The sequence below is a fragment of the Pseudomonas sp. LF020 genome, assembly GCF_053456425.1.
In genome coordinates, this window is sequence record NZ_JBRFIX010000017.1 from 26,733 (window position 1) to 39,010 (window position 12,278).

At 57.9% G+C, this 12,278-nt stretch carries 13 protein-coding genes; 3 read left to right on the plus strand and 10 right to left on the minus strand.

Going from position 1 to position 12,278, the window contains the following annotated elements; all coding sequences use genetic code 11:
- Positions 1 to 76 precede the first annotated feature (76 nt).
- Positions 77 to 1,132, minus strand: coding sequence for an amidohydrolase family protein (locus ACU680_RS26330; RefSeq protein ID WP_448180955.1), 1,056 nt, complete (start codon positions 1,130 to 1,132; stop codon positions 77 to 79).
- 128 nt (positions 1,133 to 1,260) lie between these two features.
- Here ACU680_RS26330 and ACU680_RS26335 point away from each other — a divergent pair, with 128 nt between their 5' ends.
- Complete coding sequence (locus tag ACU680_RS26335; RefSeq protein ID WP_003223035.1) at positions 1,261 to 1,677, plus strand: OsmC family protein; 417 nt, start codon at positions 1,261 to 1,263, stop codon at positions 1,675 to 1,677.
- 60 nt (positions 1,678 to 1,737) lie between these two features.
- A complete protein-coding gene (locus ACU680_RS26340; protein ID WP_448180956.1) occupies positions 1,738 to 2,601 on the plus strand; it encodes a pirin family protein in 864 nt (287 codons plus the stop codon).
- A 157-nt stretch (positions 2,602 to 2,758) separates the two neighbouring features.
- Here the strand turns inward: ACU680_RS26340 and ACU680_RS26345 are convergent, their stop codons facing one another.
- The 4 genes from ACU680_RS26345 to ACU680_RS26360 all read right to left on the minus strand — a co-directional run bounded on the left by ACU680_RS26345 (position 2,759) and on the right by ACU680_RS26360 (position 6,466).
- Positions 2,759 to 3,487 carry a dienelactone hydrolase family protein gene (locus ACU680_RS26345; RefSeq protein ID WP_448180957.1) on the minus strand — a complete coding sequence of 243 codons (729 nt, stop codon included), beginning with the start codon at positions 3,485 to 3,487 and terminating at the stop codon, positions 2,759 to 2,761.
- A gap of 67 nt (positions 3,488 to 3,554) precedes the next feature.
- A complete protein-coding gene (htpG, locus tag ACU680_RS26350; RefSeq protein WP_448180958.1) occupies positions 3,555 to 5,459 on the minus strand; it encodes a molecular chaperone HtpG in 1,905 nt (634 codons plus the stop codon).
- 81 nt (positions 5,460 to 5,540) lie between these two features.
- Positions 5,541 to 5,993: a PaaI family thioesterase gene (locus ACU680_RS26355; RefSeq protein ID WP_103369300.1), complete on the minus strand. Its 453-nt coding sequence runs from the start codon at positions 5,991 to 5,993 to the stop codon at positions 5,541 to 5,543.
- Positions 5,990 to 6,466, minus strand: a complete 477-nt coding sequence (locus tag ACU680_RS26360; RefSeq protein WP_007962868.1) for a PaaI family thioesterase — start codon at positions 6,464 to 6,466, stop codon at positions 5,990 to 5,992. Before ACU680_RS26360 ends, ACU680_RS26355 begins: the two co-directional genes overlap by 4 nt.
- A 158-nt stretch (positions 6,467 to 6,624) precedes the next feature.
- Between ACU680_RS26360 and ACU680_RS26365 the strand changes: the two genes are divergently transcribed.
- Positions 6,625 to 6,861 (plus strand): hypothetical protein, encoded by a 237-nt coding sequence (locus tag ACU680_RS26365; RefSeq protein ID WP_007962865.1) that lies wholly within the window; start codon positions 6,625 to 6,627, stop codon positions 6,859 to 6,861.
- A gap of 88 nt (positions 6,862 to 6,949) precedes the next feature.
- On the opposite strand, the gene ACU680_RS26370 is transcribed toward ACU680_RS26365, so the two are convergent.
- From ACU680_RS26370 to sucC, 5 genes are all read right to left on the minus strand, one after another.
- Positions 6,950 to 7,351, minus strand: coding sequence for an MAPEG family protein (locus ACU680_RS26370; RefSeq protein ID WP_448180959.1), 402 nt, complete (start codon positions 7,349 to 7,351; stop codon positions 6,950 to 6,952).
- Positions 7,351 to 8,088: a DUF599 domain-containing protein gene (locus tag ACU680_RS26375; RefSeq protein ID WP_448180960.1), complete on the minus strand. Its 738-nt coding sequence runs from the start codon at positions 8,086 to 8,088 to the stop codon at positions 7,351 to 7,353. Before ACU680_RS26375 ends, ACU680_RS26370 begins: the two co-directional genes overlap by 1 nt.
- 256 nt (positions 8,089 to 8,344) lie before the next feature.
- A complete protein-coding gene (gene brnQ / locus ACU680_RS26380; protein WP_400762951.1) occupies positions 8,345 to 9,658 on the minus strand; it encodes a branched-chain amino acid transport system II carrier protein in 1,314 nt (437 codons plus the stop codon).
- Between the two features lie 455 nt (positions 9,659 to 10,113).
- Complete coding sequence (sucD, locus tag ACU680_RS26385; protein ID WP_003223019.1) at positions 10,114 to 10,995, minus strand: succinate--CoA ligase subunit alpha; 882 nt, start codon at positions 10,993 to 10,995, stop codon at positions 10,114 to 10,116.
- A complete protein-coding gene (gene sucC / locus ACU680_RS26390) occupies positions 10,995 to 12,161 on the minus strand; it encodes an ADP-forming succinate--CoA ligase subunit beta (RefSeq protein ID WP_003223015.1) in 1,167 nt (388 codons plus the stop codon). Before sucC ends, sucD begins: the two co-directional genes overlap by 1 nt.
- Positions 12,162 to 12,278 lie beyond the last annotated feature (117 nt).

Sequence of the window (12,278 nt, forward strand, 5' to 3'; positions counted from 1 at the left end):
AGGTATCGGCCCGCAGACAATTTGCGTAAGACGAAAAGGTGATATCAAAAGGCCTTGATACTTCGAACCCTTGGCATTATCGATTCAGCGCGGTTTTCCCGGACTTTGCTGCTGTTCGCGGCAATATCGCCAAGAAGTTATCCCGGGCGACTTTAATCGCGACGTCTTCGGGCAAGGCATCAAGGAACGGCGTGAAACTGCGCATTTCCTTACCGAGCTTGTTGAATCGGCCTACAACATCCGAACCCACCATAAAGCGCTCAGGGTATTTCTCCACCAATGCCAGCCATTCCGCGCGCGGCTTGCCCTGTTCGTCCAGCAAATATGGCGTGAGCATGCTCCACGACAGATCGATGAACAGATTCGGATAAGCCTCAAGCATCCGGCTCACCGTCGGCAGAAGGAATTTCAGCTGCGTCTGGTGGCGATGAATCTCCGCGCTGGTGCCGGCGTGCGCCCAGATGAACCGCGTGTGCGGATGATTACGCAGCGGTTCCTCTATTTCCTTCAGATACAGCGGATTCTTCTCACGCTTGGAGGTGATGTTGGAATGCAGCATCACCGGCAGATCGTTTTCCGCCGCCAGGTGATATATCCGCTTCATCGCCTCGTTATTGGCCCGTGGCGTATCGCCCGCCGTCAGCGCAGTGAGATCGTCATGCCGGGTAAACACTTCGCCAATGCCCTGCCACAGCCCCGGATACAGATCGAGCATGCGCTGGATGTGTGCGGCGGAGTTCTTGTCGTTGGGGTTGAAGCCCGAGAGGAATGGATGAAAGTGCAGACGCTGCTCCGGTGTCAGTTTCTGCACGGCATCAGCGACGATCACGTCAGTGGCGCTGTACCAGTAGGCATCGGCATCATCGCCGGCGTAATAGCGTGGACGCTTGGGTTCGTCCTCGTGCCATTTCTTCGCCACGGGAATCCCGGAAATCATCACATGGTCGATGGAATTGTCCTGCATGGCCGTGAGCAATTTCGCCATGCCGGCGGTTTCCTGGAAAAAATCCACGTAATGCAGGTGCGCATCGCTGTAGGTGTAATTACGGGCGCTGGCGCTAGCGGCAAATGCCAGCAGGCAGGCAAGACTCAAACGAAACAAGGACACAAGTAATCTCCGGCAGGTAGGCATAGCCTAGACCCTGAGCCGATCATAAGGGTTCATCCTGCAGGAAAGTGGAACGCGCCTCCGTAGGAATGCTCTATAACTGCAAGGTCTTTTTTGATCGCACGACTTTTCCTACTGCCAGTGAGGTTGCCATGACTGTTACCGTCAATACCGTCTCCGCCGAAGGTTTTCGTCACACCGTAAAGATCGATGACCACGAATTGTTTGCCGACGTGCCGAAGTCTGCTGGCGGCGAGGGCTCGGCCCCAGAGCCGCACGATTACTTCGACGCGGCCCTTGGCGCCTGCAAGGCCCTGACCTTGAAGATGTACGCAAAAAAGAAAGACATCCCGCTGACCGGCGTGGGGGTCGAGGTCAAACGCGACAACAGTGAAGAGCAGAAAGGTAAATACGTGCTGCACGTCACCCTGACGCTCAAGGGCGTGCTGACCGACGCGCAACGCGAAGAACTGCTGCGCGTGGCCGATCGTTGCCCGATCCACAAACTGATGACCACCACCGACGTCAGCATCGAAACCCACGCCCCACAAGGCTTCGATAGCCAGTAACACTCCCGTGCCAGCGGCGGGTTATGCTTCTGGCATCACCCGCTCAGCCTGGAATGCACCATGGATACGCAACCACTGATCATCCGCCCGCGCGCCGAAGACGTCGAAGGCCAGCCGATCCTGCGTCCGCTGCCGTCAGCCAAATGCCGCAGCGTCGGGCCTTTCGTGTTTTTCGACCACATGCTCGAAACGGTTTATCCGACGGGCAAAGGCATGAACATCCGACAGCATCCGCACATTGGTCTGTCGACCCTGACCTACCTGTTCGAAGGACAGATCCAGCACAAAGACAGCCTCGGCTCCGATCAGGTGGTCAGCGCCGGCGATGTCAGCTGGATGACCGCCGGCAGTGCGATTGCTCACGTCGAGCGCACGCCCGAGTCGCTATGGGAACAAAGCTTCACCATGCACGGGCTGCAGATCTGGCTGGCTTCGCCAAAGGATCACGAGCAAGGTCCGGGGCATTACAGTCATCACCCGGCGGCAACCTTGCCGGTCAGCGATAACCTTGGCGTGCAGATCCGGATGATCGCCGGGTCGGGCTTTTGTCTGGAATCGCCGGTGCCGGTGCTTTCTCCTACGCTGTACGCCGAAGTAAAGATGCAGACCGCGACCACGTTGCTGATCCCGACCGAGCACGCAGAACGCGCGATTTATGTGCTGAGTGGCGATGCGCAGTTGAATGGCGAGCCCCTCGAACCCCATGCGCTGGCGGTGTTGCCGGCCGGGGAAGAGCTGAGCCTGTTTGCCGAAAGCGATGTGCACGCCGTGGTGTTTGGCGGCGCGCCGCTGGACGGGCCACGGCGGATCAACTGGAATTTTGTCGCGAGCGATCCGGCGGCGATCGATGAGGCACGGCGCAAATGGGCGACCGGGGATTGGCCGACGGTGCCGGGGGAAGTGGAGCGTATCGAATTGCCTTAGCTCTGTGTCGCCTGTTAGTCAGCCATCGCTGGCAAGCCAGCTCCCACAGGTTTAGCGCCGGACAAATATCCAGCAAACGAATCGAACACTGTGGGAGCTGGCTTGCCAGCGATGAGGCCGGATCAGGCACCGATCGAGTCAATACCTGACTGCACAATCAGCCTTTGAAAACTTCTTCCAGCAAATCATGCATCGACTTGAACGCACGCTTGGCGGTCTTCGCGTCGTACATCATCTTGCCCGGCACGTTGGCATGCGGATCGGTGAACGAATGCACCGCACCGCCGTAGCTGAGCAACTGCCAATCGACATTCGCCGCGTTCATCTCGTCTTCAAACGCCGGCAATTGCTCTTTCGGCACCAACGGATCGGAAGCGCCGTGCAATACCAGCACTGAACCCTTGATGTTCTTGGCATCCGCCGAGTTCGGCGAGTCCAGTGTGCCGTGGAACGACACCGCTGCCTTCACCGGTGCACCGGTACGCGCCAGATCCAGTGCACAGCAACCACCGAAGCAGAACCCGAACACCGCCAGCTTCGAGGTATCGACCGCTGCCTCGCCCTGCTTCTGCAACTGCTCGAACGCTGCCTGCATGCGCCTGCGCAGCAGTGCGCGGTCGTTCTTCAGCGGCATCATCGCCGCGCCGGCCTCGTCAGCGTTCTGCGGACGTACTGCCTGGCCATACACGTCAGCAATCAACACCACGTAGCCCTTGGCCGCGACCGATTTGGCGATTTCTTCCGCCCCGGCGCTGACGCCCATCCAGTTCGGCGCCATCAGCAGGCCCGGGCGCGCGCCCTTGTGCTCGGTGTCGAACGCCAGACGACCTTCATAGGGCTGGCCATCCAGCTGATAGACCACGGAACGTACAGTAACTTGGCTCATTTCTGACTCCTGAAGGTTAAACACCAGAATGAAAAAACCCGCCGAAGCGGGTTTTTCTACAACGTGATCAAGCTGACAGTTCAACCAGCAGCTTGTTCAGACGGGTCACGTAAGCGGCCGGGTCTTTCAAGCTTTCGCCAGCCGCCAGGGCGGCCTGATCGAAGAGGATGTGCGACAGGTCGCCAAAACGCCCTTCGTTCTGCTCGCCGTCGAGTTTCTCGATCAGCGGGTGGCTCGGGTTGAATTCGAAGATCGGCTTCGACTCCGGCACTTTCTGCCCGCTGGCTTCGAGGATCTGGCGCATTTGCAGGCCCAGGTCCTGTTCACCGATGGCCAGAATGGCTGGCGAGTCGGTCAGACGGTGAGAGACGCGAACCTCGGCAACGGAATCACCCAGCGCGGTTTTCAGGCGCTCGACCAGACCTTCCTTGGATTTGGCGACTTCTTCTGCAGCTTTCTTGTCCTCTTCCGAGTCCAGATTGCCCAGATCAAGATCGCCGCGTGCCACGTCGACAAAGGTCTTGCCGTCGAATTCGCTGAGGTAGCTCATCAGCCACTCGTCGATACGGTCGGTCAGCAGCAGCACTTCGATGCCTTTCTTGCGGAAGACTTCCAGGTGCGGGCTGTTCTTGACCTGCGCGTAGGTTTCGCCGGTGAGGTAGTAGATCTTGTCCTGACCTTCCTTGGCGCGCGCCAGGTAGTCAGCCAGACCAACGACCTGCTCGCCGTCGTCACCCTGGGTCGATGCGAAACGCAGCAGACCGGCAATTTTTTCCTTGTTGGCGAAATCTTCTGCCGGGCCTTCTTTCATGACCTGACCGAAGTTTTTCCAGAAGCCCTTGTATTGCTCAGGCTCGTTCTTCGCCAGTTTTTCCAGCATGTCCAGCACGCGCTTGGTCAGCGCCGACTTCATCGAGTCGATGATCGGGTCTTTCTGCAGGATTTCCCGCGACACGTTCAGCGACAGATCGTTGGAATCGACCACACCCTTGATGAAGCGCAGGTACAGCGGCAGGAACGACTCGGCCTGATCCATCACGAACACGCGCTGCACGTACAGCTTCAGGCCTTTCGGCGCTTCACGCTGGTACAGATCGAACGGCGCGCGGGCCGGCACGTACAGCAGCGAGCTGTACTCGAGCTTGCCTTCGACCTTGTTATGACTCCAGGCCAGCGGGTTTTCGAAGTCGTGAGCGATGTGCTTGTAGAACTCCTGGTATTCCTCATCCTTCACTTCAGTACGCGGACGGGTCCACAGGGCGCTGGCGCGGTTGACGGTTTCCCATTCGACAGCAGGCTTTTCTTCACCTTCGGCGACAGTGACTTCTTTCGGCAGCTCGATCGGCAGCGCGATGTGGTCGGAGTACTTCTTGATGATGTTGCGCAGACGCCAGCCATCGGCGAACTCGTCTTCAGCGGATTTCAGGTGCAGGACGATGCGGGTACCGCGCTCCGGCTTGTCGATGGTGGCGACTTCGAACTCGCCCTCGCCTTTCGACGACCAGTGCACGCCTTCGCTGGCAGGAGTGCCGGCACGACGGCTGTACACGTCGACTTTGTCAGCCACGATGAAGGCCGAGTAGAAGCCGACACCGAACTGGCCGATCAGGTGCGAATCTTTCTTCTGATCGCCCGAGAGATTCTTCATGAAATCGGCGGTGCCGGATTTGGCGATGGTCCCCAGGTGGGTGATCACATCGTCACGGTTCATGCCGATACCGTTGTCTTCGAGGGTGACGGTCTTGGCGTCCTTGTCGAAGCTCACACGGATTTTCAGTTCAGCGCCACCTTCGAGCAACTCAGGCTTGGCCAGGGCTTCGAAGCGCAGCTTGTCGACAGCGTCAGAGGCGTTCGAGATCAATTCGCGAAGGAAGATTTCCTTGTTGGAATACAGCGAATGGATCATGAGGTGCAGCAGCTGCTTTACCTCGGTCTGGAAGCCCAGGGTTTCCTTTTGAGTTTCCACACTCATGGTCATCAAACTCCAATCAGATGGCAGTGGCCACGACCCAAAGGGTCGGCGGCGGGTTGTTCACTGAGTTGGGGGCAGCGTTCAGGATTTCAAGGGCTCATCAATTTTGAAATGTGCACGGGCGGTGGCAATCGGTTCGCTCTCGGTACTTTGCCAGGCCGTGATGGCGACGTTGGCCACGCGCCGGCCCTGACGACAGACCTGACATTTGGCCCAAGTGTCGCGAAACTGCCCGGCGCGCAGGTAATCCAGAGAAAAGTCGATGATCTTCGGTACCCCGGGCGAACCGGTGAAGATCAGCAAATGTAACGCGGCCGCCAGCTCCATGAACCCGGCAATCACCCCGCCATGGATCGCCGGCAATAAAGGGTTACCAATGTTGTCCTTGTTCGCCGGCAGCTTGAACAGCAATTCATCGCCGACTCGCGAGCATTCGACGCCGATCAATCCTGCATAAGGAATCAGTTGCAGCAGCGGCGCGTAATCACCCTGAGCGTGAGCCTGCAGCAGTTGTTGCTTCCAGTCATCGCTCATCGATTCTCTCCTTTGACCTTGCCGGCAAATCCCTGAGTGCCTTTCAGACCCTTGCCCATGCGCATGAATGTGCCGACGACATGGGCGATCGGCTGCTGCGGGTCGTCCTGATAGGCAAAGCCGCGGGCGAAGATCACATCGGTGGTGACTCGATAACACTGGGCAAAGCCATAGACATCCTTGTTTGGTTCGGCGGCGTGCATGTAGTCGATGCGCAGGTCCAGGGTCGGGCAGACTTCGAATTCCGGTAGCACGCACAGCGTGGACATGCCGCACGCGGTGTCCATCAGCGAGGTAATGGCTCCGCCGTGGATGACCCCGGTCTGCGGGTTGCCGACGATTTGCGCGCTGTACGGCAGCCTCACCGTCAGCCCTTCGCTGCTGGCGCTGTGAACCGTCAGACCGAGCACCTGACAATGGCGCAGGGCCGAGAGAAAGCGTGTTGCGCGCTCAAAAACGGGGTTTTCAGCCATTTGATAATTACTCGCGTTAGAGCCTTTTGCCAGTAGTAGGAAATGCCGCAAAAGTTCCACTGAAAAACAAACTTATATATCTGAACGAAATGAGGAACTTAACCTTTGGGCCAGTGCTCTTAAGGCCAGTAGTTATTTTCCATAAGGAGAAACACCCCATGCGTAAGACTTTAGCTATTGCCTTGATGTTGACCGCTTCCCTCGGTCTCGCTGCCTGCGATAAAAAATCCGAGGACAAAGCTCAAGATGCCAACCAACATGCTGAGCAAGCTCAGCAAGACATGAACAAAGCTCAGGATAAAGTGAACGACGCAGCAAAAGAAAACGCCGAAGCTGCCAAAGCTCAGGCTGAATCGAATCAAGCTGCTCAGGAAGAAGCTGCCAAGAAGCAATAATTGCGACTTGATGCAGAAAAAGAAAACCCGCCAAGTGCGGGTTTTCTTTTGCCTGTTATTTTTTGTCAGCCTTGGTGTAGAGGTTGTGTTAGAACAATACGGTTCTAAAAGTCGGACTAATCATCAGTAATAAACTGCAGATCAGGCCGACCAGCCACACCAGGCTGCGCAGGGATGGTTTATCCGCCAGGTACAACCACACGTAAAGAATCCGCGCGATCACAAAGATGATTGCCAGGGCATCAATCAACCAGCCTTGTGTTTGTGTGGTGTGCGCCATCAGCACGCCGACGGCAAACAGAATGAACGCTTCGATGCAGTTCTGGTGCGCCGCCAGCGCCCGCGCGCCGTAGCCAGTGAGTTGCGCCTGCTGTTGGCGCGGTAGATGGTTGTTGTAACCACCCTGCTCTTTCATGGCCTTGCCCACCGGCATACGCGCGATGTAAATCAACAATGCACTGATAAACACACACCAGAACGGAATACTCATCAAACGGCCTCTTTATTGGATTCGGGCAATGGCGCCTCTGTAGGGGTATAGACCATCACATCAAGCACGTCGGAATGAAACTCGCGGCGGTACAACACGATGACCACCCCGGCACTCATCAACATGAACAGCCATGGGCTGACAAACCATGCCAGCATGCTCATGCCGAAGTAATAAGAGCGCAGGCCGAAGTTGAACTGGTTGGCCGCCATCGAAATCACTCGCGCCGCCCGCAGGGCGAAGGCCTTGCGTTCCTGCTCGGAAACCTGGCGCTCACCAATCATCGGCGCCGAGCCGACCAGTACTGCGGCAAAGTTGTACTGACGCATGCACCAGCTGAACGTAAAGAACGCATAGACGAACACCAGCGCCAGACACAGCAACTTGATCTCCGACATGCCCTGCGATGCCTGCTGCACCATCGGGATATCCGCCAGCAAAGACACGGCGCGCTCGGACGCTCCGAGCACGGTGAGAATGCCGGCGAGGATGATCAGGGTGCTGGAGGCGAAGAACGAGGCATTGCGCTCCAGGTTACCGATCACGCTGGCGTCGGCGATGCGGTTGTCGCGCAACAGCATGCGGCGCATCCAGTCTTCGCGGTACAGGTGCAGCACACTGGCCAGGCATGCGGTGTCGCGGGCCTTCCATGACGCATAACGGGTGTAGCCGCCCCAGCAGATGACAAACCAGAGCGCGGCCAGCAGGTGGATCATGTTGGCTTGGATGAACGACATTCGTTTTCCTGTGAAATGTGAATGCATTACCTGTAGGAGTGTGCCTGCTCGCGATCCGGTGGCACATCCGGCATTGATCTGACAGACACGACGCCATCGCGAGCAGGCTCACTCCTACATAAAATCGATGCAGTGCTTCGACGCTGGTTCAAGGAAAAAGACACTGCCTGACATCCATAAAAAATGCCCCGTATCGATTGATACGGGGCATTTCTGTTTAAGCGCTGAAGACCCGCTTGTGGCGGGTCAGGCAACGTCAGGCAACGGCTTCGCTGCGCTTGCCCAGCAGGCGATCACAGACCACGGCGACCACCAGGGTCATCACGCATGGCACCAGCCACGCCAGACCCTGCTCGCTCAGCGGCAGGTGCGACAGCTGCGACGGCATCCAGTCAGCCAGACCGGCGCCCTTGAGCGCGTCGATGGTGCCGAACAGGAACGATACCAGCATCACCGGGCCGAGAATCCGAGCGTGTTCATGCCAGAAGTCCTTGCAGAAGCTCAGCGCTACCAGAACGATGCACGGCGGGTAGATCGCGGTCAGCACCGGGATCGAGAACGCGATCAGCTTGGTCAGGCCCAGGTTGGACACCAGCAGCGAAAACGCGGCGAGGATGATCACCAGGGTCTTGTACGACAATGGCAGTACGCGGCTGAAGTATTCGGCGCAGGCGCAGGTCAGACCGACCGCCGTCACCAGGCACGCCAGCGAGATCAGCACCGCGAGGAAACCACTGCCCAGCGAACCGAAGGTGTGTTGCACGTAAGCATGCAATACCGCCGCGCCGTTGGTGGCACCGACCGCGACCTCATGGCTGCCGGAACCGAGGCGGAACAGGCTGATGTACACCAGCGCCAGACCGACACCGGCGATGAGGCCGGCAATGATCGCGTAACGGGTGATCAGCGCAGGCGACTCGACGCCACGGGAGCGGATCGCGTTGACGATGACGATGCCGAATACCAGAGCGCCCAAGGTGTCCATGGTCAGGTAACCATTGATGAAACCTTGAGAAAACGGTGCGGCAACGTATTCCGGGGTGGCGACACCAATGTCACCGGCCGGCAGCGCGAATGCGGCAATGCCGAGGACGGCCAGGGCGATGATCTTCAGCGGCGCGAGGAAACGCCCCACGGTATCGAGCAGACGGCCCGGGTACAGCGAGATGAAGAACACCAGCAGGAAGTACACCGAGCTGTAGAGGAACAGTGCCAGCGGGCTTTCGCCGGTCAGCGGCGCCAGACCCACTTCGAACGACACGGTCGCTGTTCGCGGGGTGGCGAACAGCGGGCCGACTGCCAGGTAGCACGCCGCGGCGAGCACACCACCGGCAATCTTGCCGATCGGGCTGCTCAGCGCATCCATCGCACCACCGACCTTGGCCAGGGCGACGACGGTGATCACCGGCAGACCGACCGCCGTGATCAGGAAGCCCAGCGCCGCCATCCAGACGTTAGGTCCGGACTGCAGGCCGACGATAGGCGGGAAAATGATGTTGCCGGCCCCGACGAACAGGGCAAATGTCATGAAGCCCAGTGCCAGGATGTCCTGACCTTTCAAAACTTTCATTAAGGAAATACCACACTACTGAATCGGAATTTAGAGGGGGATTTCCCTGTGGGGTTAGGGAAATGCTGTCAGTCCGTATGGGGCTGACCCGTTTAGCGCGTTGCATGCCTTGTGGGCGGCAGACGCAAAAATGGCTGCTAGCCTAACGAATTTGTCTGACAAACGCACTGTTTGAGGGCGAACTATCCGATACACGACGTGTCTGTGTCGCGTTTACGCATCTATTTTTCCTAACCACAACCCTGTGGCGAGGGAGCTTGCTCCCGCTCGACTGCGCAGCAGGCGCAAACCCAGTAAACCCTCATGAACCTGGAGATTGTATTCGGGCTGCTTCGCAGCCCAGCGGGAGCAAGCTCCCTCGCCACAAAAATCCACTCGAATACCCATATGCCAGAAACAACAAAGGCCACCCGAAGGTGGCCTTTGTCTGGTGAAGCGTCAGTCAAGCACGAGGCTTACTTGACAGCCCAACCGGTCAGCTCGGCCAAGGCCTTGCCGATATCTGCCAGCGAACGCACGGTTTTCACGCCTGCGTCTTGCAGAGCAGCGAATTTCTCGTCTGCAGTGCCTTTGCCGCCAGAGATGATTGCGCCAGCATGGCCCATGCGCTTGCCCGGAGGAGCAGTCACACCAGCGATGTAGGAAACAACCGGCTTGGTCACGTGTGCCTTGATGTAGGCAGCCGCTTCTTCTTCAGCCGAACCGCCGATCTCGCCGATCATCACGATCGCTTCGGTCTTCGGGTCTTCCTGGAACAGCTTCAGGATGTCGATGAAGTTCGAACCCGGGATCGGGTCACCACCGATGCCGACGCAAGTCGACTGACCGAAACCGGCGTCAGTGGTCTGCTTCACAGCTTCGTAGGTCAGGGTGCCGGAACGCGAAACGATACCGACCTTGCCTGGCAAGTGAATGTGACCTGGCATGATGCCGATCTTGCATTCGCCTGGGGTGATCACGCCTGGGCAGTTAGGGCCGATCAGGGTAACACCCAGCTCGTCGCACTTAACTTTAGCGTCCAGCATGTCCAAGGTAGGAATGCCTTCGGTGATGCAGACGATCAGCTTGATGCCGCCGAAAGCAGCTTCCAGGATCGAATCCTTGCAGAAAGGAGCCGGAACGTAGATCACGCTGGCGGTAGCGCCAGTGGCAGCTACTGCGTCTTTGACGGTGTTGAACACTGGCAGACCCAGGTGCTCGGTGCCGCCTTTGCCCGGAGTTACGCCACCAACCATCTTGGTGCCGTATTCGATGGCTTGCTGGGTGTGGAAACTACCTTGCGAACCGGTAATACCCTGGCAGATAACTTTGGTGTCTTTATTGATCAGGACGCTCATTATTTGCCCTCCGCAGCTTTGACAACTTGTTGAGCAGCGTCGGTCAGGCTGGTAGCAGCGATGATGTTCAAACCGCTTTCTGCCAGTACTTTAGCGCCCAGCTCAGCGTTGTTGCCTTCAAGGCGAACAACAACCGGGATTTTCACGCCGACTTCTTTCACAGCGCCAATGATGCCTTCGGCAATCATGTCGCAGCGAACGATGCCGCCGAAGATGTTGACCAGTACTGCAGCGACGTTGGTGTCGGACAGGATGATCTTGAAGGCTTCGGTCACGCGCTCTTTGGTAGCACCACCACCTACGTCGAGGAAGTTGGCTGGCTTGCCGCCGTGCAGGTTGACGATGTCCATGGTACCCATGGCCAGGCCGGCACCGTTGACCATGCAGCCGATGTTGCCTTCCAGGGCTACGTAGTTCAGTTCGAACTTGGCAGCGTGCGCTTCGCGCGGATCGTCTTGCGACGGATCGTGGAAAGTCTTCAGCTTAGGCTGACGGTACATGGCGTTGGCGTCGATGTTGATCTTGGCGTCCAGGCAGTGCAGATCGCCGTCAGCCTTGATCACCAGCGGGTTCACTTCCAGCAGGGCCAGATCGTGATCCTGGAACAGTTTGGCCAGACCAACGAAGATCTTGGCGAACTGGGCAACTTGCTTGCCTTCCAGACCCAGTTGGAACGCCAGCTCGCGACCCTGGAATGGCTGAGCGCCAACCAGTGGATCGATAGTGGCTTTCAGAATTTTTTCTGGAGTGTCGTGAGCGATTTTCTCGATGTCCACGCCACCTTCGGTGGAAGCCATGAACACGATGCGACGGCTCGAACGGTCAACGACAGCGCCCAGGTACAGCTCTTTAGCGATATCAGTGCACGATTCAACCAGGATCTTGGTGACTGGCTGACCATTGGCGTCAGTCTGGTAAGTCACCAGACGCTTGCCCAGCCACTGCTGTGCGAAGGCCTTGGCGTCTTCTTTGTTGCGAACCAGCTTGACGCCGCCCGCTTTACCGCGACCACCGGCGTGGACCTGGGCTTTGACAACCCACTCGCTGCCGCCGATTTTGTCGCAAGCTTCTGCTGCTGCTTCCGGGGTGTCTACTGCGTAACCAGTGGAAACTGGCAGGCCGTATTCAGCGAACAGCTGCTTACCCTGATACTCGTGAAGATTCATGCTTTTTACCGTCTTCGTTAGGTACTGCGCATTCGGCGCTGCGCTCTTGATGAGTGCCGCGCCACCTGTGACTGCTGCTTGCGTAGCCTTTCCGGATACCCGGTGCAGCTACGCAAG